General features: G+C 41.8%; 19 protein-coding genes. 16 read left to right on the top strand and 3 right to left on the bottom strand.

What is annotated here, in order from left to right:
• Both QZZ35_RS01260 and QZZ35_RS01255 read left to right on the top strand, forming a co-directional pair.
• Positions 1–431 (top strand): desulfoferrodoxin family protein (locus QZZ35_RS01260; RefSeq protein WP_291235796.1); only part of this gene is annotated, 431 nt, incomplete at its 5' end.
• Positions 432–494: 63 nt separating this feature from the next.
• A complete protein-coding gene (locus QZZ35_RS01255) occupies positions 495–1,013 on the top strand; it encodes a GNAT family N-acetyltransferase (protein WP_291235795.1) in 519 nt (172 codons plus the stop codon).
• A 17-nt stretch (positions 1,014–1,030) separates the two neighbouring features.
• Here the strand turns inward: QZZ35_RS01255 and QZZ35_RS01250 are convergent, their stop codons facing one another.
• Positions 1,031–1,519, bottom strand: a complete 489-nt coding sequence (locus QZZ35_RS01250) for a bifunctional adenosylcobinamide kinase/adenosylcobinamide-phosphate guanylyltransferase (RefSeq protein WP_291235794.1) — start codon at positions 1,517–1,519, stop codon at positions 1,031–1,033.
• Complete coding sequence (cobT, locus tag QZZ35_RS01245; protein ID WP_291235793.1) at positions 1,504–2,562, bottom strand: nicotinate-nucleotide--dimethylbenzimidazole phosphoribosyltransferase; 1,059 nt, start codon at positions 2,560–2,562, stop codon at positions 1,504–1,506. The genes QZZ35_RS01250 and cobT overlap by 16 nt, the downstream gene beginning before the upstream one ends.
• A 179-nt stretch (positions 2,563–2,741) precedes the next feature.
• Here cobT and QZZ35_RS01240 point away from each other — a divergent pair, with 179 nt between their 5' ends.
• From QZZ35_RS01240 to QZZ35_RS01220, 5 genes are read left to right on the top strand one after another with little or no spacing between them, the layout of a single operon-like run.
• A complete protein-coding gene (locus QZZ35_RS01240) occupies positions 2,742–3,485 on the top strand; it encodes an adenosylcobinamide-GDP ribazoletransferase (RefSeq protein ID WP_291235792.1) in 744 nt (247 codons plus the stop codon).
• Between the two features lie 57 nt (positions 3,486–3,542).
• Positions 3,543–4,082, top strand: a complete 540-nt coding sequence (locus QZZ35_RS01235) for a phosphohydrolase (RefSeq protein WP_291235791.1) — start codon at positions 3,543–3,545, stop codon at positions 4,080–4,082.
• A 21-nt stretch (positions 4,083–4,103) separates the two neighbouring features.
• Positions 4,104–4,643: a TlpA disulfide reductase family protein gene (locus tag QZZ35_RS01230; protein ID WP_291235790.1), complete on the top strand. Its 540-nt coding sequence runs from the start codon at positions 4,104–4,106 to the stop codon at positions 4,641–4,643.
• A gap of 7 nt (positions 4,644–4,650) precedes the next feature.
• Complete coding sequence (locus QZZ35_RS01225) at positions 4,651–4,788, top strand: CD1871A family CXXC motif-containing protein (protein WP_291235789.1); 138 nt, start codon at positions 4,651–4,653, stop codon at positions 4,786–4,788.
• The gene (locus QZZ35_RS01220; RefSeq protein WP_291235788.1) at positions 4,781–5,599 is read left to right on the top strand and encodes a 4Fe-4S binding protein; all 819 of its coding nucleotides are present in this window, start codon (positions 4,781–4,783) and stop codon (positions 5,597–5,599) included. Before QZZ35_RS01225 ends, QZZ35_RS01220 begins: the two co-directional genes overlap by 8 nt.
• A 106-nt stretch (positions 5,600–5,705) precedes the next feature.
• Here QZZ35_RS01220 and QZZ35_RS01215 read toward each other — a convergent pair whose 3' ends face one another.
• On the bottom strand, positions 5,706–6,956 hold the full coding sequence (locus tag QZZ35_RS01215) for a peptidoglycan-binding protein (protein ID WP_291235787.1): 1,251 nt from the start codon (positions 6,954–6,956) through the stop codon (positions 5,706–5,708).
• 345 nt (positions 6,957–7,301) lie between these two features.
• Here QZZ35_RS01215 and QZZ35_RS01210 point away from each other — a divergent pair, with 345 nt between their 5' ends.
• The 9 genes from QZZ35_RS01210 to QZZ35_RS01170 all read left to right on the top strand — a co-directional run bounded on the left by QZZ35_RS01210 (position 7,302) and on the right by QZZ35_RS01170 (position 21,047).
• Entirely contained in the window at positions 7,302–8,381 is a 1,080-nt protein-coding gene (locus QZZ35_RS01210) for a carbamoyl phosphate synthase small subunit (protein WP_291235786.1), read from the top strand.
• Positions 8,374–11,574, top strand: a complete 3,201-nt coding sequence (gene carB / locus QZZ35_RS01205; protein WP_291235785.1) for a carbamoyl-phosphate synthase large subunit — start codon at positions 8,374–8,376, stop codon at positions 11,572–11,574. The genes QZZ35_RS01210 and carB overlap by 8 nt, the downstream gene beginning before the upstream one ends.
• A gap of 114 nt (positions 11,575–11,688) precedes the next feature.
• Complete coding sequence (glnA, locus tag QZZ35_RS01200; RefSeq protein ID WP_291235784.1) at positions 11,689–13,020, top strand: type I glutamate--ammonia ligase; 1,332 nt, start codon at positions 11,689–11,691, stop codon at positions 13,018–13,020.
• Positions 13,021–13,056: 36 nt separating this feature from the next.
• A complete protein-coding gene (locus QZZ35_RS01195) occupies positions 13,057–13,608 on the top strand; it encodes an ANTAR domain-containing response regulator (RefSeq protein ID WP_291235783.1) in 552 nt (183 codons plus the stop codon).
• A 121-nt stretch (positions 13,609–13,729) separates the two neighbouring features.
• A complete protein-coding gene (gatC, locus tag QZZ35_RS01190; RefSeq protein WP_291235782.1) occupies positions 13,730–14,023 on the top strand; it encodes an Asp-tRNA(Asn)/Glu-tRNA(Gln) amidotransferase subunit GatC in 294 nt (97 codons plus the stop codon).
• Between the two features lie 10 nt (positions 14,024–14,033).
• Positions 14,034–15,506: an Asp-tRNA(Asn)/Glu-tRNA(Gln) amidotransferase subunit GatA gene (gatA, locus tag QZZ35_RS01185; RefSeq protein ID WP_291235781.1), complete on the top strand. Its 1,473-nt coding sequence runs from the start codon at positions 14,034–14,036 to the stop codon at positions 15,504–15,506.
• Positions 15,506–16,948, top strand: a complete 1,443-nt coding sequence (gatB, locus tag QZZ35_RS01180; RefSeq protein WP_291235780.1) for an Asp-tRNA(Asn)/Glu-tRNA(Gln) amidotransferase subunit GatB — start codon at positions 15,506–15,508, stop codon at positions 16,946–16,948. Before gatA ends, gatB begins: the two co-directional genes overlap by 1 nt.
• Before the next feature lie 83 nt (positions 16,949–17,031).
• A complete protein-coding gene (locus QZZ35_RS01175; protein WP_291235779.1) occupies positions 17,032–18,198 on the top strand; it encodes an exonuclease SbcCD subunit D in 1,167 nt (388 codons plus the stop codon).
• Positions 18,195–21,047, top strand: coding sequence for an SbcC/MukB-like Walker B domain-containing protein (locus tag QZZ35_RS01170; RefSeq protein WP_291235778.1), 2,853 nt, complete (start codon positions 18,195–18,197; stop codon positions 21,045–21,047). Before QZZ35_RS01175 ends, QZZ35_RS01170 begins: the two co-directional genes overlap by 4 nt.
• Positions 21,048–21,075 lie beyond the last annotated feature (28 nt).

The raw sequence follows: 21,075 nt of genomic DNA, 5'->3' as shown, positions 1-21,075 counted from the left end.
AACTTGCAAAGGCTTTGAGTGTCTCTGTGGCTGAATTGTTGACAGGAGATTTTAAAGAGAATGATAATCCATCAGCAAATATGAAAAAAATACACTTTTATGTGTGTCCGGTATGCGGCAATATTGTTACTTCTGTAGGTCAGGGAACATTTTCATGCTGCGGTCTTAATTTATTGGAACAGGAAGCAGAGTCATGCGACGAAGAACATGAGATTCAGGTTGAGACTGTAGATAATGAATATTATGTGACAATAAAACATCCGATGAGCAAAAGTCACTATATATCTTTTATCGCCTATGTGACATCAGGGGAGACGGGAATGGTCAAACTGTATCCGGAGCAGGATATCGCTGTGAGATTCAGAAAAAGAGGACAAGGAATTTTGTACGCATATTGTAATCGACACGGATTGATTCAGCGAATGATTTAAGGACGCAAAGATACTTTGCGTGACTTATCGGAACCAATACTATTTTTGCAGAGGAGAAATAACATGTTTCGCAAAGCAGATTCAGGAGACTTGAAACGGATCGCAGAGATCTACGATGAAATTCATACAGAAGAAGAAGCGGGAAGAGCTTGCATAGGCTGGGTACGGTCTATTTATCCGACAAGAAAAACTGCAGAGGTGTCTATCAAAAAAGGAGATATGTTTGTAGAAATTGAAGAAGGAAGAATTGTGGCAGCAGGGAGACTAAACCAGGAACAGGTCCCTGAATATGCGGATGCGAAGTGGGATTATGATGTACCGGATGATCAGGTGATGGTGCTGCACACATTGGTTGTTTCACCGAAAGTTGGCAAGAAAGGCTATGGTTCTAGATTTGTCGGTTATTATGAGCAGTTTGCATTAGAGCATAATTGTCAGTATCTTCGTATGGATACGAATGAAAAAAACAGAGCAGCACGTACGCTATATAAAAAACTTGGGTATAAAGAGGTTTCTATTGTTCCATGTGAATTTAATGGAATTAAAGGTGTACGTCTGGTCTGTCTTGAAAAGAAGTTGTAGTTTTATATATCCCTTTTTTATTCTTGCCGTGATGTTTTCATTTCAACAGTTAAATTTGCTATTTCCATTATTTTTTCATTGAGCCAATTTAAACCGCAGATGTATTTGGCGGTATCGTCATCATATCCTTCCGGAGAAAGGCCGGCAATCGTGACAATGATAAGTTTTCTGCAGCGTTTGGCGAGATCGAGGATGACATTATAGACCTGTTGAGGAGTGGCTGAGTGCTCGAACATACCGTTGGCCAGAAGGTTGGAGGCATCTTCTAATAATATGACGGAATCCGAATCAACGAAAATCTGGTCGATATTCCATCCGGCTTCGATCGTTTGAAAACCTTTATATTTTCTCTGAAGACGATGTTTTTCAATACGAAGACGGTTCTCCTCATTTTGCGGTATCATGGTGGCAAGATAGATTCGTTTACTTCCGCTTTCTACCGCAAGCTTTTCCGCATATAAACTTTTACCGCTGTTGTTTGGACCGAGAACTAATTGGATTTCCATTTAGAATAAGCCTCCACTTTAATATCGTCAAAGGTTGCTGCATTTTTATAAACAGACAGTGCGAGATCAAGAAGAGGCATGAGAGCTACGGCTCCGGTACCTTCGCCAAGACGCATATCTGCATGAAGTACAGGTTGTAAATTTAAGGATTTCATAACAATTTGAGCTCCCGGTTCTGCACTTGTATGTGACGGCAGGATATAACCGTGGACGTGAGGACATAGTTGTACGGCACACAGAGCGGCTACGCCGGAGATAAAGCCGTCCATAATAATCGGAATGTGATACAGTGCACCGCCAAGAAAGGCACCGGTCATGGCAGCAATATCAAATCCTCCCACTTTGTGGAGAACGTCGATGACATTCGAGGCATCCGGCTGATTGATGGCAATTGCCTGACGGATAGCATTTTGTTTTCGAATCAGTCCCTCATCGGTCAGTCCGGAGCCGCGTCCCGTCACTTGCTCAACGGGAAGCCCGGTTAAAACGGACAGAACAGCACTGGATGTGGTTGTATTTCCTATACCTGCTTCGCCTGTGGCAATCAGTGTGTAACCTTGTTCTTTGGTACATTTTACCATTTCTATTCCTGTTAAAATTGCCTGAACTGCCTGATCTTTTGTCATTGCAGGACCTTGAGACATATCTTTAGTCCCTCTCGCTACTGAACGAGGGATAAGCCCTTCAACTTTATCAATCATTCCCATGTCAATTGGAAAAACATCTGCTTTGGCAGCTTTTGCCATACTGTCTACGCTCGTAGTTTTACGAACAAGAGAGCGGGCAATTGCTGTTGTTACATCGTGGGTACTCTGAGCAACACCCTGTTTTAAGACGCCATTGTCTGCACAAAATACAAGAACACATTTTTTATCAATTGTTATGTTTTCTGTATGGGATGCAGCACTGATGGAAGCAATTAATGTTTCGAATTTTCCAAGGCTTCCGACAGGTTTTGCTATATGATCAAAACGGGTTATGCATGCATCATACAGTTTTTTATTGGCCGGTTGAATGCAGGCAATTATTTTATCCAGATTCATTTTTCCTATTCCTTTCCGGGAGATTTTATCCATAAAAAGTCATTTTCTGGTTTATTCTAATACTTGTCAGCAAGCTTTGTCAACAGTTGACATATAAAGGTGCTGTGATACAATAAATCTTAATATCGGGGGCAATATTTGTGTTCCCATGACAGGTGTGGAAAGGAAATTTATTGAAGATGAAAAAATATTTGACAGCTTTTGCAATGACACAATCAATGTTTTGTTCTCTGCCGTGTCCGTTTCATATGTGGGATGAAGAATCACGTCCGTATATGCTTCTTTTTTTGCCTTTGGTAGGATTGGAGATCGGTGTTTTTTGGGCGGTACTTTCCATATGGGGTCACCGGATTGGATTGCCGGATATGATATATGGCTGTGCCATGTGCGCATTGCCCTACCTGATGACCGGGTTCATACATCTGGATGGATTTATGGATGTGGCTGATGCTATTGGTTCGTGGCGAAGTACGGAAAAAAGACGAAAAATTCTTAAAGATCCACATGTGGGATCCTTTGCAGTGATTGGCTGTGTGTTTCTTTTGATAACAGGATTTGCTCTGTTTGCGTCTTCTGCGTCATCCATACCTGTGATGTGTTTTGTGATGATACCTGTAATGAGCCGCTGTTGTTCTTCAATGGCGATAGGGATTCTTCCGCCGATGCAGACAAGCCAGTATGCTCATATGCAGACACTATCGCAGCGGCAGCGTGCTTTGCTTATAGGTATAGTCATTCTATGTATGATTTTTGGATTTATTTTTATGGGTAGATATGGATGGACCTTTGTTGGCGAAGGTATCGGGTATGTTTTGGCGCTAAGGTTCAGTTATAAGGCACTTGGGGGAATGAATGGTGATATCTCAGGTTTTTGTCTGACAATCAGTGAATTATGTGGAATTGGGGTTTGTGTATTAATTTAGAAGGATTTAGCATATAGAGTATGATGAATTTAGGAAAGTTTAAAGGAAGGTGAAAAAATGAGTTCAATCGTAACTTTTACAGGAAAGCATTTCGATCCGACAGCTCCTGAAGAAAATTTAATTGATCTGTCAGACATTGGACATGCGCTTTCCTTGATCTGTCGTGGAAACGGACATGTAAAATATTTTTATTCCGTTGCCCAGCATTCGATTGCCTGCTGTAGGGAAGCACAGGCCAGAGGCTATTCCGATCGGGTTCAGCTGGCATGCCTATTGCATGATGCCAGCGAAGCATATATGTCCGATGTGACACGTCCGGTGAAGGCACTTTTAACAGAATATTTGAAAGTTGAGGAAAATCTTCAAAACATGATATGGAACAAATATCTGAAAACACCGTTGACAAAAGAGGAAAAACAACAGGTTTTTGAGGTGGATGACGATATGCTGGCTTATGAATTTGCAAAGATAATGCCGGAAAAAATCAGAGATACAGAAGTTAAATTGAAGGCAGATATTCAATGTGAATTTAAGATTATGTCCGAAGTAGAAGATGAATTTCTGGAGTTGGCAAAGACATATGTTCAATTTCTATGATAAAACGGGAGGTATGAAATTTTGATAAGAAAATTTATGTGTGCGGCTTTAATCGGTACCTGTATTCTGGCGATTACTGCCTGTGGAAAAAAAGCAGAAACAGAAAAAACGTCTGAAAGTGTAAAACAGACAGAAGTACAGGATTCAGCGGAAGAAAATTTTGATTTTTCAACAGAAGATATTGATGGCAATAATGTGTCTTTTAAGGACTTAGATGCAAAGCTGATTATGGTCAATTTTTGGGAACCATGGTGCGGTCCCTGTACAGAAGAGATGCCGGATCTGGAAGAACTGTATGAAAAATATAAGGATCAGGGTTTTGTTATTCTTGGTGTATTTTCTACAGAAGGTGTGGATGAAGATGTTCGCACGGTTATTGAAGAAAACAAAATTACCTATCCGATTCTCCGTGTAGATGAGAAATTGGCAAAATATATGCAGGATTATGTACCGGCGACGATGTTTGTGGACGGCAGTGGAAAAGTACTCAGTGAATCACCTTATATAGGGTCAAAAACTGCAGATGCATGGGAAGAAATCATTAAAAGTTATTTGAAATGAGGTTGAAATGAAAAAGCATTATCTTACAATGGCACTGATGGCAGTGTCTGCAGTCATGATCATAACAGGTGTTTTGGATCAGCAGAATCAGACAGTTATGGCAAAGGCGATAAAAATATGTCTGGAGTGTATTGGTATTGGATAATAAGAAAAGAACATGGATTCAAAGTCTGGCATTTCTCATTCAGAATGCAAATTTTAAAGGCTTTTTTACAGGTAAGATCTATCAGGGTCCCATAAAAAATGTTTGCGTTCCCGGATTGAATTGTTATTCATGCCCCGGAGCCGTGGGAGCATGTCCGATTGGCTCGCTCCAGAATGCACTTGCTTCTTCTAAATTTAAATTTCCCTATTATATTTTGGGGCTGCTTTTATTTTTCGGAGCCTTGTTGGGAAGAGTTGTGTGCGGTTTTTTGTGTCCCTTTGGTTTTTTGCAGGATCTTCTGGATAAGATTCCCTTTCCAAAGAAAGTGAAAATTTTTCGCGGGGACAGACTTCTTAGAAAGCTAAAATATATTGTACTGATTGTTTTGGTCATTGGTCTGCCGTTTTTTTATAAGATGGTTCCCTTTTTCTGCAAATATTTGTGTCCGTCCGGCACAACAGCCGGAATTATGCTTATGCTGGCAGATACAAAGCTTTTGTCTGTGCTGGGAAGCCGATTTTTCTGGAAATTCAGTATTCTTATTTGTATTTTATTACTGAGTGTGATTATATACAGACCTTTTTGTAAATATCTTTGTCCTTTAGGTGCATTTTATGGACTGTTTAACAGGACAGCGGCCCTACATATGTCCGTTGAATTTGATCAGTGTATTCACTGCAATGCCTGTGCAAAGGCATGCGGCATGGGTGTGGATCCATCAAAGCAGCCAAACAGTGCCGAATGTATACGCTGCGGCAAATGTATAGAGAGATGTCCGAAGGATATTATTCATTTTAGATTTTTTAAATAGATTGGGACTGAAAATGAGGAAAGGCCCTGATATATCCGGTGTGAGACGGACATATCGGGCCTTTGGTCATATGATAGTGTGGCAGGCGGAACGATAAAAATGTGTTTTAGTTAAGCTCCGCAATTCGTGTTACAGCGACATAAATTTCACTGATTTTATACCATGTCGGATAATCAACCACACCCGTTACCGGAAGATTAAAAACCCGCTGGAAGGCTTCGACAGCCTGGCGTGTACTTTCGCCGTAAATACCGTCGGGAGTTACGGATGGCAGTGCAGGATAGGTTTGTGAAATACGGTCTAACTGTTCCTGCATCTGACGTACCTTAGATCCGGTGGAACCTACAGTAAGGTCTGTGCCCGGCCAGGAGGCAGGGATACCGCTGATAAGTTCAGCCGAGTTGATATACATATCGCTTCCGTAATAATTCCGGATGATTTCAATCGGAGTATAACCCTGATCACCCAGATACATGGAGCCCCACTGAGACATCCAGTTTGGGCAGCTGACCCGTTTTCCGTCACAGTATTGAGTCAAAATCGGCTGTCGTACGTTCGGACGGGAAAGATAGTTGGCAAAGATGGTATCGACTACTCTGGATATGCTTTCGTAGATATTTCGTCCGTAAACAAAAAAGTGGTCATAGGCAGTGGAGGAAGTGATGGTGAAGTCAAAGCCTTTATTGCGGTACCATTCGGTGTAGACCCGGTTTAATGTAAAAGACATGATGGCAAGAACATTGGCGATGATGGTCGATTCGGGCCAGGTGGCATAGATTTCACTGGAGGCAACGTTTTTGATATAGTCCCGGTATGGAACATAATAGTTTGGTGCACTGGCATCTGTCGGCGGACCGGCATGAACGATAATTGTTTCCGGAACGACGACCCGGCTCAGAACAATTTCACCTGTTTCAGCAATATCCTTAATTTCGGATTCGGCAATTTTCGGAGGATAGAGTTTCCATAAAGTATGTGCACCGATCACCAGAGGATTATAAGGCACTGTTTCTCTGACTGTGGGAGTCATGCGAATATTGGAGAGTCCAAGCTGACCGGAGAGGATCTGAATTCCGGAAATGAGAACCTCATCATATCCGGGAGCAGTGATCTTCAGATTATATTCGGAGTAGGGCTGATTGTCACCCGGTGAAAGACTGTACTCTACCGGAGGCGCATCCAGATCAATGGTTTCGCTGTTTCCGCTGCTGTCGGTTGTCAATTGTTCGATGACATTTTCTGGCTCTCCTGTAGGAGAAATTTCAATAGTGGCGTCATCGATCGGCACATTGCCTTCTGCCGATACAGCAGAAATCTGAAGTTGACCTTTGTCAATAAATGAATTCATATCGGGCATAATTTTTGGATCCTAAGTTGTTTTGTATAATATATGCAAATCTTTTTCTGTTGATAAATGAAATTTTAATGATTTTACTAAAATAAAGTGCAAAGCAAAAAAAATGTAAAAATGAGGTTGTTTTTCCAAAAATCATGTGGTATACTTTTAGCAATTTAGGGTTTTTGTCAAAGATGAGAAAAAAGAAAATTCGGAATAATATTCACGAATCACTCTTTTTTTTTGGAAAAAATGCAAAAAATCATAATAATTATGCAAAAACACGGGAAACAATGAATAATTATTCCTTGTGCATTTTTACACAGAATAGGGACATAACAGTGAGAGAAAGGGACAGGTGAAAGAATGAAAGCATTTTTGATTCTAGCCGATGGCACCATTTTTGAAGGTAGGAGTATCGGTTCACAGCGTGAAGTAATTAGTGAGATCGTTTTTAACACATCAATGACAGGATATTTAGAAATTCTTACAGATCCATCCTATGCCGGGGAAGCCGTCGTCATGACATATCCAATTATTGGAAATTATGGAATATGTTTTGATGATATGGAAGATGACAAGCCTTGGCCGGATGGATTTATTGTTAGGGAGCTTTCTGAGACACCGAGCAATTTCCGGAATGAATGTGGTCTTTCTGATTTTCTGAAAAAACATGATATACCGGGAATTCAGGGGATTGATACACGTGCTCTGACAAAGATTTTGAGAAGCCAGGGAACAATGAACGGTATGATCACCACAAATGAAAATTTTGATTTGGAAGAGATACTTCCGAGAATACGTGCATTTAAGGCAGAAGATGTTGTTAAAAAAGTTACCTGTTCCGAGAAAGAACATTTTTCTGACGGCAAATATAAAGTGGCTCTGATGGATTTCGGAGCAAAGAGAAATATTGCGAGAGAGTTGGCAAAGCGGGGATGTGCCGTGACTATTTATCCGGCATATACACCGGCTGAAGAAATTATGAAAGACGCCCCGGATGGGATTATGCTTTCAAATGGCCCTGGGGATCCGAAGGACTGTATGCCTATTGTTCATGAAGTGAAAAAATTATTTGATGCGGATATTCCGATGTTTGGTATCTGTCTTGGTCATCAGCTGCTGGCATTGGCCAACGGTGCGGATACAAGGAAGATGAAGTGGGGACACAGAGGTGCAAATCATCCGGTTAAGGATCTTGAAACGGGACGTGTTTATATATCCACTCAGAATCATGGTTATGTGGTAGCGGATAAGACAGTACCGGAAGATGTGGCTGAGATGAGTTTCCGCAATGCAAACGATGCAACGATGGAAGGACTCCACTATCTCGGTAAGAATGTATTTACCGTACAGTTTCATCCGGAGGCTTGCGGTGGCCCTCAGGATACCGGTTTCCTTTTTGATAAGTTTTTGAACATGATGGAGGTTGCAAAAGATGCCTAAGAAAAATAATATTAAAAAAGTATTAGTTATTGGTTCCGGCCCGATTATTATTGGCCAGGCAGCAGAATTCGATTATGCCGGCACACAGGCATGCCGCTCCTTAAAAGAAGAAGGTGTGGAGGTCGTTCTCGTAAATTCAAACCCGGCCACCATTATGACAGATAAAAATATTGCAGATAAGGTCTATATTGAGCCATTAAATATTGAAGTATTGAAAAAAATTATTGAGAAAGAAGAACCGGACAGTCTGCTTCCGACTTTGGGTGGTCAGGCGGCCTTAAATATTGCTATGGAATTGTATGAATCCGGTTTTCTGGACAAAAAGAAAGTTGCACTGATCGGTACAACTTCCCAGACAATCAAGAAAGCTGAGGATCGTCTTGAATTTAAGGAGACAATGGAAAAAATCGGTGAGCCATGTGCAGCGAGCGAAGTGTGTACAACACTTCAGGGATGTATCGATTTTGCCGAGAAGATTGGTTATCCGGTAGTCATTCGTCCGGCCTATACATTAGGTGGCAGCGGCGGCGGTATCGCTCATGATCTTGAACAGCTCAAAGAGATTGCCAGCAATGGTCTGCGTCTGAGCCGTGTGGGTCAGGTACTGGTAGAACGTTATATCGGCGGATGGAAAGAGATTGAGTATGAAGTGATGCGAGACAGCTACGGAAACTGTATTACCGTATGTAATATGGAAAATATTGACCCGGTGGGCGTTCACACAGGTGACAGTATCGTTGTGGCACCGTCTCAGACTCTGGCAGATAAAGAATACCAGATGCTTCGTACATCGGCATTAAAGATTATTACCGAACTTGGAATCACAGGCGGATGTAATGTGCAGTATGCATTGAATCCGAATAGTTTTGAATATTGCGTTATCGAGGTCAATCCGCGTGTAAGCCGTTCTTCGGCACTGGCATCAAAGGCAACCGGATATCCGATCGCAAAGGTTGCTGCGAAGATTGCTCTTGGATATGCATTGGACGAAATTAAAAATGCGGTTACCGGCAAAACTTATGCAAGTTTTGAGCCGACACTGGATTATTGTGTTGTCAAGATTCCGAAATGGCCATTTGATAAATTTGTCAGTGCGAAACGTACGCTGACAACTCAGATGAAGGCTACCGGAGAAGTCATGAGTATTTGTCCGAACTTTGAAGGAGCACTCATGAAAGCACTTCGTTCTCTGGAACAGAATATTTACAGTCTGGATTATGGAAATTTCGGGGAACTTTCTGATGAAGAACTGGAAAAGGCATTATATTTGATTGATGATCATCGTCTTTTCTATATTTCAGAAGCTTTCAGACGCGGATACGACATAGAAAAAATTCACGAGATCAATAAAATCGATATGTGGTTTTTAAATAAAATAAAAGTTCTTGTAGATATGGAAAAACGTCTGAAAACAGAAGAACTGACATTGGAGCTTTTGAAAGAAGCAAAACGCATGGAGTTCCCGGATAAGGCCATTGCCCAGTTTACGGGTATCAGTGAAGCCGAAGTTAAAGCTATGCGTTATCGTAATAATATTGTTGCCGCCTTTAAAATGGTCGATACATGTGCAGCTGAATTTGAGTCGGAAACACCATACTATTATTCCTGTTTTGGCAGCGTGAATGAAGTTGAGCCGGGAGACAATATGCGTAAGAAAGTTATTGTTCTCGGATCCGGTCCGATTCGAATCGGTCAGGGTATTGAGTTTGATTACTGTTCGGTGCATAGCGTGTGGGCTTTGTCCGATGCCGGATATGAAACAATTATTATTAACAACAATCCGGAAACTGTGAGTACGGATTTTGATATTGCGGATAAATTGTATTTTGAACCATTGACACCGGAGGATGTGGAGAATATCGTACGCCTGGAGAAACCGGATGGTGCAGTTGTTCAGTTCGGAGGTCAGACAGCTATTAAATTAACAGAAGCCATTATGAAAATGGGTGTGCCGATTCTCGGTACAAGTTCAGATGATGTGGATGCGGCTGAAGACAGAGAACGTTTCGACGAAATTCTGGAACAGTGCAGAATTCCGCGTCCGTCAGGAACAACGGTGTTTACAACAGAGGAAGCGTTAAAAGCAGCCAATGAACTGGGATATCCGGTACTTGTGCGCCCATCTTACGTACTTGGCGGCCAGGGTATGCAGATTGCGGTAAATGACGGCGATATCGTAGAATTTATGGCAATCATCAATCGTGATGTTCAGGAACATCCGATTCTTGTTGATAAATACCTTGTCGGAAAAGAAGTGGAAGTGGATGGAGTATGCGACGGAACAGATATTTTGATTCCGGGCATCATGGAACATATCGAACGTGCAGGCGTGCATTCCGGAGACAGTATTTCTGTTTATCCGGCACAGAGTTTAAGTGAAGACATTATTAAAAAACTTGAAGATTACACAGGACGGCTTGCGCGTGCCCTGCATGTTAAAGGTCTTTTAAATATTCAGTTTATTGTCCACGAGGATGAAGTGTATGTTATTGAAGTGAATCCGCGTTCCAGCCGTACCGTGCCTTACATCAGTAAAGTTACCGGTATTCCAATCGTAGATATTGCATCAAAAGTTATTGTAGGAAAAACGATCAAAGAGCTGGGATATACACCGGGACTTCAGAAAAAAGCTGATTATATTGCAATTAAGCAGCCGGTGTTCTCTTTTGAAAAACTTCGTGGTGCAGAGATCAGCCTTGGACCGGAAATGAAATCCACAGGTGAAGTGCTTGGTATCGCCAAAGATTTCCATGAAGCTTTATATAAATCCTTCCTTGGTGCAGGCATTAATCTTCCGAGAACAAAGAAGATGATCTGTACAGTAAAGGATTCAGATAAAAAAGAATTAATTCCGATTGCAAAGCGTTTTTATGATCTGGGATATGAGATTTATGCAACCCGCAGTACAGCTGCTGTATTAAATGAAAATGGTATGAAGGCAACACGGATCAACAAGATTCATGACGGTTCTCCGAATGTGCTTGATCTAATACTGGCCGGAGAAGTGGATCTGATCATTGATACACCGACACACGGACGTGATAAATCAAGAGACGGCTTCCTTATCCGAAGAAATGCCATTGAAACAGGCGTGACCTGCCTGACATCCCTTGATACTGCAAAAGCACTTGTAACAAGTCTTGAAAATGCAAATCTGAGTCAGCTTTCGGTTGTGGACATTGCGGAAATTTAAGCGGGGTATCTATTGACAAAATATGGGATTTACTGGTATGATTAGCCCATAAGGCAAAGGCGTACTTACGTGTATAAGTACGCCTTTTTTTAAAAAGAAGGAGTGATTTTTCGTATGTCAAGATATACAAAGCAAGATATTATAGATATGATTCAGGACAATGATGTTGAATTCATTCGTCTTCAGTTTACAGATATTTTCGGCACTTTGAAAAATGTGGCTATTACAGCCAGCCAGATTGAAAGAGCTTTAAATAATGAATGCATGTTTGACGGTTCTGCCATTGAAGGCTTTGTCCGTATTGAGGAGTCAGATATGTATTTACATCCGGATCTGGATACATTTCAGATTTTTCCATGGCGTCCTCAGCAGGGAAAAGTGGCCAGACTTATCTGTGATGTATATCGCCCGAATGGAGAGCCCTTTGAAGGTGACCCGCGATACATTCTGAAGAAGGTTATCAAACAGGCAGAAGAGATGGGATACAAATTTGAAGTTGGACCGGAATGTGAATTTTTCCTTTTCCACACAGATGATAACGGAATGCCGACAACGATCACTCATGAAAAAGGCAGTTATTTTGATCTGGGACCGGTAGACCTGGGTGAAAATGCACGCCGGGATATGGTACTTAATCTGGAAGCTATGGGTTTTGAAATTGAAGCATCCCATCACGAAGTGGCTTCAGCTCAGCATGAGATTGACTTTGCACATAACAATGCACTTCAGACAGCAGATGACATTATGACGTTAAAACTGGTCATTAAATCGATTGCAAAGCGTCATGGCCTTCACGCATCATTTATGCCAAAGCCAAAGTCCGGAGTTTCAGGTTCAGGAATGCATATTAATATGTCTATACAAAAGAATGGTCATAATCTTTTTTATAATCCGGAAGGCAATCTAGAATTAAGTGACGATGCGTATCATTTTATTGCCGGTATTCTGGCTCATGCAAAGGGAATGACGGCTTTGACAAATCCTCTTGTCAATTCTTATAAACGTCTTGTTGCCGGCTATGAAGCACCGATCTATATCGCCTGGTCTGTGATGAACCGAAGCCCATTGGTTCGTGTGCCTGCGGCAAGAGGCATGGCTACCCGTGTGGAACTTAGATGTCCGGATCCGGCATGTAACCCTTATCTGGTGCTTGCAGTATGTCTGGCCGCAGGGTTAGAAGGAATTAAGAAAAAACTTACACCGCCTGCAAGAGTTGATCGTAACATTTTTGAAATGACACGCAGTGAGAAAGATGCACTTCACATCGAAAGTCTTCCACAGGATCTTTGTGAGGCCACCCGTGAACTGGAGAAAGATGCTTTTGTGAGAAGTGTTCTTGGCGAACATGTGAGTGAAAAATATATTGAAGCAAAATATAAAGAATGGGAAAATTATCGTGTTCAGGTAACTGAATGGGAGATTGAAGAATATTTATATCGAATCTGATTTTAACCGACATACAGAAAAACCGAGGTGGATAGGATGGTCAGCATAATTGTAGCTTTTAAGAAGCAGACGGATGCGGCAAACATACGAAATTTGTTGACGCGGTTTGGGTATAATGTGGTCGGGGTGTGTACAAGCGGTGCGGCAGTACTGCAAGTGATCGATCAGATGATCGATTCAGATGGTATGATCATCTGTGGCTGCCGTTTGACAGATATGGATTATTATGAATTGTTGGGATATCTTCCGGAATATTATCAAATGGTTGTTATGGGATCTCAGGCAGCATTAGATCAAATGGAGTATGTAGATGTACTTAAGATTGCGCTTCCCATGAAGACACAGATGTTTATCAACAATATTCAGATGCTGGAATCGACGATGATGCGCAGACGTAAAAAACGTCGTGAATTACCGAGAAACCGATCCGGTGAGGAAAGAATTTTGATAGATCAGGCGAAGAGTATTCTGATGATGGTAAAAAAATATACGGAGGAAGAGGCTCACAGATATCTTCAAAAGACAAGTATGAGTAATGGCACAAGTATTGTAGAAACGGCACAGATGGTATTGGATCTATTCGGATAAAGGGGTATTTATGGATAAAAACTGTCGAGGCTGGATAATACGATTAATAGAGCATTCCCGGAATTGAAAAATTCCGGGAATCATTTTTAAATCTGTAGACAGGTGGAAGGAGGAAGATTCTATGGCAAACATTATTTCTGATGAAACTATTGAATATGTCGGGATTCTTGCGAAGCTTGAATTGTCTGAGGACGAGAAAGAGCAGGCGAAGAAGGATATGGGCAGCATGCTGGATTATATCGATAAATTAAATGAGCTGGATACATCCGGGGTAGAACCTATGTCCCATGTATTTCCCGTACACAACGTTTTCAGAGAAGATGTGGTAGTAAACGGGGATATTCACGAGCAGATGCTGGCAAATGCACCAAAGGAAAAAGATGACAGCTTTATGGTGCCTAAGACGGTAGAGTAGGAGGTAAAACATGGATTTAATGCATTTGACCGCAGTAGAGCTGGGGAAAAAGATTCAAAATAAAGAAGTGACTGTGAGGGAGTGTGTAGAAGCGGCTCTTGCTCAGATTGAAGCTGTTGATACAAAGATTAACAGTTTTGTGACCGTTGACAGAGAGGGGGTATTGAAGAAGGCGGATGATATACAGGCCAGAATTGATGCAGGAGAACTTACCGGACCACTGGCGGGGGTTCCTGTAGCCATTAAGGATAATATGTGTACCGAAGGAATGCTTACAACATGCAGTTCAAAAATACTTTATAATTTTGTGCCTACCTACACATCAGAGGCGGTGCTTAATCTGGAAAAGGCCGGGGCAGTCATTATTGGAAAGACAAATATGGACGAGTTTGCGATGGGAAGTACAACAGAGACATCCGCTTTCGGACCGACAAAAAATCCGTGGAATACAGAGCATGTACCGGGCGGATCTTCCGGGGGGTCCTGTACTGCGGTTTCAGCGGAAGAAGTGCCCTATGCACTTGGATCCGATACCGGCGGCTCCATCCGTCAGCCAAGTTCTTTCTGTGGTGTTGTAGGTATTAAACCGACTTACGGAACAGTATCCCGATATGGTCTGATTGCCTACGGTTCATCTCTTGATCAGATCGGTCCTGTGGCGAAAGATGTTACAGACTGTGCAACGATACTGGAGACGATCGCATCTTATGATCCAAAGGACAGTACATCTGTAAAAAGAGATTCCTATGATTTTACATCCGCACTGGTCGATGATGTGAAAGGACTGCGTATCGGAATACCAAAAGATTATTTTGGTGAAGGCCTTGATGCGGAAGTAAAAGAGGCTGTCCTTAAGGTGGCAAAAGTGCTGGAAGAAAAGGGTGCCATTGTGGAAGAATTTGATCTGAGTCTTGTGGAATATGCAATTCCGGCCTATTACGTCATTGCATCAGCGGAGGCAAGCTCCAATCTGGCCCGGTTTGACGGCGTCAAATACGGCTATCGTACGGAAGAGTATGAAGGACTTCACAATATGTATAAAAAGAGCCGTTCGGAAGGATTCGGACCGGAGGTTAAACGGCGGATTATGCTGGGATCCTTTGTTTTGAGTTCGGGTTATTATGACGCTTATTATCTGAAGGCACTCCGAACAAAAGCTTTGATTAAAGAAGCTTTTGATAAGGCATTTGAAAAATATGATGTGATTCTCGGACCGGCTGCACCGACAACAGCACCAAAGCTGGGAGAATCTTTAAGTGATCCGATCAAGATGTATCTCGGAGATATTTATACGATTTCCGTCAATCTTGCAGGTCTTCCGGGACTGTCCATGCCGTGCGGCATTGACAGCAAAGGCATGCCGATCGGCGTTCAGATGATCGGTGACTGTTTTAAAGAAAACAATATTATCCGGGCAGCCTATGCTTTTGAGCAGACGAGAGAATATATAAGACCGGAGATGGCAGGGAAAGGAGCAGAATAATGGGAAAACAATATGAAACAGTGATCGGACTGGAAGTTCATGTGGAACTGGCGACAAAAACAAAAATTTTCTGTTCCTGCAGTACAGAATTCGGCGGAGCACCAAACAGTCATACATGTCCGGTATGTACAGGTATGCCGGGATCTTTGCCTGTATTAAATAAAAAAGTTGTGGAGTACGCGATTGGGGTTGGACTGGCAACCAATTGTGATATTACCCAGTACTGTAAATTTGACCGAAAAAATTATTTCTATCCGGATAATCCGCAGAACTATCAGATTTCTCAGCTTTATCTGCCGATCTGTCGTAATGGCGGTGTGGAGATAGAGACAGCGGATGGCGGTAAGAAGGTTATCGGTATTCATGAAATTCATATGGAGGAGGATGCGGGCAAACTGATTCATGATGAATGGGAAGACTGTTCCCTGGTGGATTTCAACCGTTCCGGTGTACCTTTGATAGAAATTGTTTCTGAACCGGACATGCGGTCGGCTGATGAGGTTATTGCCTATCTGGAAAAATTACGCATGATCATACAGTATCTCGGGGCTTCGGACTGTAAGCTTCAGGAAGGCTCCATGCGTGCGGATGTGAATCTGTCCGTAAGAGAAGTGGGAGCCGAAGCTTTCGGAACACGTACAGAGATGAAAAACTTAAATTCTTTTAAGGCGATTGCCCGTGCAATTGAAGGCGAACGTGAACGCCAGATCGATCTTATTGAAGAAGGCAAAAAAGTCGTTCAGGAAACAAGAAGATGGGATGATACGAAAGGGATGTCTTATGCGATGCGTTCCAAAGAGGATGCCCAGGATTATCGATATTTTCCAGAGCCGGATCTGGTTCCGATCATTATCAGCGATGAATGGATTGAGGAGATCCGCAGCCGTCAGCCGGAACTTCGGACAGAGAAGCTGGAACGTTATAAGAAAGAATATGATATCCCTCAATATGATGCAGAGATTATTACATCTCATAAAAAAATGGCAGACATTTTTGAGGCGACAGTGGAGATATGTAAGAAGCCGAAGGAAGTGTCCAACTGGCTTATGGTGGAAACCATGCGTCTCTTAAAAGAAAAGGATATGGAGCCGGATCAACTTGGATTTACACCGGCAAACCTGGCGAAGCTCATTGGACTTATAGATCAGGGTGTTATTAACCGAACGATTGGAAAAGAAATTTTTGAAAAGATTTTTGATGAAGATATTGATCCGGAAGTGTATGTGGAGGATAATGGACTCAAGATAGAGTCTGATGACGGTGCGCTTAAAGGCATTATTGAAGGCATTGTTGCCGCCAATCCACAGTCGGTATCCGACTATAAAGCCGGTAAGAAAAAGGCAATCGGTTTCCTTGTCGGTCAGACGATGAAAGCAATGAAGGGAAAAGCAGATCCGGGAACAGTGAATAAAATATTGACTGAAATTCTGGATGCAGAATAGGACATAGGGATGAAAGGCTGCGGAATAAAAGAAATGTGGGTTCTGCAGCCTTTTTTCTATCCGAAAAAATATGGAGGTGCAGAGTGAAAATTTTTCACATATCCGATCTTCACATCGGAAAACAGTTGAATTACTATAGTCTGAAAGAAAATCAGAAAGCTATGTTTCATCAGATCATTCAAATGATGCGTGAACATAAACCGGATGTTCTGATCATTGCGGGAGATATTTTTGATAAATCTATGCCATCCGGTGAGTCTTATACGTTATTCGACGCATTTTTGAATGATGTATCCGAGCTGACACCGGCCGTTCCGGTGTGTATGATTGCCGGAAATCATGATTCGCCGGAAAGATTGAATTATGCCAGTACTTTTTTGGAAAGGCATCAGATTTATATATCCGTAATGCCGCCGCAAAAAGCGGAAGAACATTTGAAAAAGATTGTGTTTGAGGATGAATTTGGTCCGGTCAATATTTATCTTCTTCCATTTACAAAGCCGGGATACGTGCGTCATCTGTTTAAAGATCAGGACATACCGGATTATGAAACAGCGGTGCGTCTGCTGATCGAGAGGGAAGAAATTGACCGGTCACAGAGAAATGTTATTGTTTCCCATCAATTTTATCAAAGTCAGGGATGGGAGACGGCAACCTGTGATTCAGAACAGGTTCTTTTGTCTGTGGGCGGACTGGATCGTATTGACATATCCGTCTTAAAAGATTTTGATTATGCGGCTCTCGGGCATCTTCACGGACCTCAGAAGATAAAGGAAAATTATATCCGGTATTCCGGTTCTCCGCTGAAATATTCTGTCAGTGAGGAAAAACATAAAAAGTCGGTTTCTATGATCACATTGGGTGAAAAGGGAAAAGAAGCCGTGATTGAATTACTTCCACTTTGTCCGATGCAGGATATTCGGAGAGTACGAGGAAGTCTGGAAGATATTCTGGAGAAGGATCCTGAAGAGCGGATTCAGGATTTCGTGAGTGTGACGGTGACCGATGAGGCTGAGCCTTATCGTATGAAAGAGCAGCTCAGAGAAAAATATGAATATCTTTTGGAAATCCGTGTGGATAATGCAAGGACGCGAGAGCGACTTTCATTTTCGGAAGAAGAGATGAAAAAAATGACGCCATTTGAAGCCTTTGTCTCTTTTTATGAAGATATGAATAAAGTTCCTTTGTCGGATGAGGAAGAAAAATTAATGTCAAAAGTTTTTGATGAACTTATGGAGGAGACACAATGAGACCGATAAAGTTGATAATGTCTGCATTTGGTTCTTACGGTGGAGTGGAATGTATAGAATTTGATAAGCTGCACGATGGTCTTTTTTTGATTACAGGGGATACGGGAGCAGGAAAAACAACGATTTTTGACGGTATTTCTTATGCACTTTACGGTCAGACAAGCGGGAGAAGACGTGACGGCGATATGATGCGCAGCCAGTATGCAAAAGATACGGATGAAACCTATGTGGAATTTCATTTCAATGAAGCGGGAAAGATTTATAAAATTCGAAGAAATCCGAACTGGTTTCGAAGAAGCCGACGTAAGAATAAATATGGAGAATATGCGTTGACAAAAGTTGCCGCAAAGGTTGAACTTATAATGCCCGACGAGACACAATTTCCGGGGAAAATGAAAGAAACCGATCAGAAGATCATAGAAATTATCGGCATGGATATGGATCAGTTCAGCCAGGTGTCTATGATTTCACAGGGCGATTTTATGAAGCTTTTGCTGGCGACATCAAAGGAAAGAAAAGAAATTTTTTCACGGATATTTCCTACACAGATTTACTGGCATGTGCAGGCAAAGCTTAAAGAACAGGAAAGACAATTGTCCGGGCAGCTTGAAAATATACGCATCCGTTGTGTTCAGGATATAGAGAATATTTCATGTCGTCCGGAAAACAGTTATTGGGAAATATGGCAGGAAAAAGGAAAATTTTCGAATATTGATAATGAGGAAATGCTGTGCATATTGAGCGCAATGAACGAGGAAGATCTGAAAAAAGAGAAGCTGCTTGAAAAATCCATTGAGAGGCTTGAAAAAGGAATAGAAGCCGGACGAAAGCTGGAAGAAAAGAGAAACAATATTGATGGGATTTTAAGAGAAATTAAAGATCTCGAATGTAAAATTGATGAAGACAGAGAACGTATCCTGGAAAAAGAAAAGAGCTTTGAGGATTTACAGAAATCCTGTGACATCAGGGGAAAAAAGAAGCAGAATGAACTTGTATTGCTTCAGCATGAAATGTCGTCTTATGATCAGTTGGAGGAAGAAAAAGAAAAGTATGACAATTTGTGCAGATCCAGTAAAAAACTGGAGTTGAGTATAAAACAGCTGGAAGCGGAAAAATGTCAAAAAGAGCAGGAGCAGGCGAATTTAAGAAGTGAGCAGGAAAAATTAAAGGACAGCGCTGTGGAAGTTTTAAAGGCCGGACAGGATGTGACCCGATATAGGGAAATGGTTTCTCGGGCACAAAGTTTATTAGACAAAAAGCCGGAATGGAGAAAGCTTCAGAAAAAAGAGAAGGACGCTGCTTTAAAAGTTGAGCAGAGCCTGAAAATCTATCGAGAAGCATCATCTTATTATGATCACATATATGAGCAGTTTATTGCTTCTCAGGCAGGTCTGATGGCGAAGGATCTTAAGGAGGGGATGCCTTGCCCGGTGTGCGGATCCCTTCATCATCCGAATTTGAAATTGCCGGGTTCTGATGAAGCCATTGTGGATCGTGAGACGGTTGAAACTGCGAAAAAAAACAGAGAGCAGGCAGAGAAAGATGTGAACGAAATACAGCATATGCTCTCAAAGATATCGGAAAAGTCTATACAGTTGAGAAGCCGGATTTCAGCAGAAGCTTTCGAGTGGATGGAAGATGCAGGAAAAACAAATCCAGACGATAACTTCTGGAATAATATTGAGGAAAGGGCATCTGAAATAAAAAATCTTAGTATAAATGCAGAGAAAAAATGGAATAGATTAAAAGCAGATCAGCACCAATTCGAAAAAAACGGTGTTCGGTTAAAAGAATTGGAAGAGGATTTGCAGAAGATTCAAAGTGTCTACACCCTGCAGCTTCAAAAAAGAATGGAGATTTCGGCTATGAAGAAAAGTCAGGAACAAAGTCTGGATAAGCTGCAGAAAAATCTGACCTACACATCAAAAGAAGAGGCAAAAGGTCATGAAGAATTGCTGAAAAAAGAGTTGGATGACATGAAAGCCGGGATAGAACGGGAAGAAAATAAGCTGAGAGAGGAGCGAAAAAATCTTCAGTTCAAAAAAGGCCAGCTTACGGAAAGAAAAGAACAGCAAATTTCGGAAGAAAATTTGAAAGGAGAGTTCCAGTCTGTATATGAGGCATTTTTAGAGGAAGGCGGATGGCCGGATACAACATCCGTTGAGCGGCTTGAGACAGTAAAAGTCTCATATCAGAGAGAAGAAAAGAAGATTTACAGTCTGCATCAGTCAAATAAAAGAATCTATACGCATTTAAAATCAATGCTTCATATTTATAATGAACAGCAGGCATTGTTTAAAGTGGTGTCCCAGTTGAGCCGGACAGCCAATGGAGAATTGACCGGAACGGCCAAAATCGATTTTCAGACTTATATGCAGAGACGCTATTTTAAAGAGATGGTTAAGGCAGCTAATGTGCGTCTGGCCAATATGAGCGGGCAGCAGTTTCTTTTGGAGTGCCGCGATATAGAAAATCTTGGAAAAAGAGGGGAGTCGGGGCTGGATCTTGATGTTTACAGTCTGGTCAATGATCAGATCCGTGATGTGAAAACACTCTCAGGCGGCGAATCTTTTATGGCTGCTCTGTCATTGGCACTTGGCATGGCAGATGTTATACAGCGTGAAGCGGGCAAAATTCATGTGGATACGCTGTTTATCGATGAAGGATTCGGAAGTCTTGATGAAAATGCCAGAAACCATGCAGTCAGAGTATTAAATGAACTGACAGGTGATGTATGCCTTGTGGGAATCATTTCTCATGTCAGTGAACTTAAGGAGCAGATCGAACAAAAAATTCAGGTAAAGAAAACAGAGAGGGGCAGCAAAATAGAAACTTGTCATTCTCTCTAAAATTATATATAATGTATAAGATACAATT

The sequence above is a fragment of the Frisingicoccus sp. genome (genome assembly GCA_016298055.1).
GTDB lineage: Bacteria > Bacillota > Clostridia > Lachnospirales > Lachnospiraceae > Frisingicoccus.
This window is presented reverse-complemented; position numbering and strand designations above follow the sequence as displayed.

Coding starts and splice junctions, on each gene's coding strand:
- QZZ35_RS01235 (WP_291235791.1), top strand. CDS start 3,543: ATGAGTTCAATCGTAACTTTTACAGGAAAGCATTTCGATCCGACAGCT.
- QZZ35_RS01225 (WP_291235789.1), top strand. CDS start 4,651: ATGAAAAAGCATTATCTTACAATGGCACTGATGGCAGTGTCTGCAGTC.
- gatC (WP_291235782.1), top strand. CDS start 13,730: ATGGCAAACATTATTTCTGATGAAACTATTGAATATGTCGGGATTCTT.
- QZZ35_RS01170 (WP_291235778.1), top strand. CDS start 18,195: ATGAGACCGATAAAGTTGATAATGTCTGCATTTGGTTCTTACGGTGGA.
- QZZ35_RS01255 (WP_291235795.1), top strand. CDS start 495: ATGTTTCGCAAAGCAGATTCAGGAGACTTGAAACGGATCGCAGAGATC.
- glnA (WP_291235784.1), top strand. CDS start 11,689: ATGTCAAGATATACAAAGCAAGATATTATAGATATGATTCAGGACAAT.
- QZZ35_RS01210 (WP_291235786.1), top strand. CDS start 7,302: ATGAAAGCATTTTTGATTCTAGCCGATGGCACCATTTTTGAAGGTAGG.
- cobT (WP_291235793.1), bottom strand. CDS start 2,562: ATGAATCTGGATAAAATAATTGCCTGCATTCAACCGGCCAATAAAAAA.
- carB (WP_291235785.1), top strand. CDS start 8,374: ATGCCTAAGAAAAATAATATTAAAAAAGTATTAGTTATTGGTTCCGGC.
- QZZ35_RS01195 (WP_291235783.1), top strand. CDS start 13,057: ATGGTCAGCATAATTGTAGCTTTTAAGAAGCAGACGGATGCGGCAAAC.
- QZZ35_RS01240 (WP_291235792.1), top strand. CDS start 2,742: ATGAAAAAATATTTGACAGCTTTTGCAATGACACAATCAATGTTTTGT.
- QZZ35_RS01215 (WP_291235787.1), bottom strand. CDS start 6,956: ATGCCCGATATGAATTCATTTATTGACAAAGGTCAACTTCAGATTTCT.
- gatB (WP_291235780.1), top strand. CDS start 15,506: ATGGGAAAACAATATGAAACAGTGATCGGACTGGAAGTTCATGTGGAA.
- gatA (WP_291235781.1), top strand. CDS start 14,034: ATGGATTTAATGCATTTGACCGCAGTAGAGCTGGGGAAAAAGATTCAA.
- QZZ35_RS01250 (WP_291235794.1), bottom strand. CDS start 1,519: ATGGAAATCCAATTAGTTCTCGGTCCAAACAACAGCGGTAAAAGTTTA.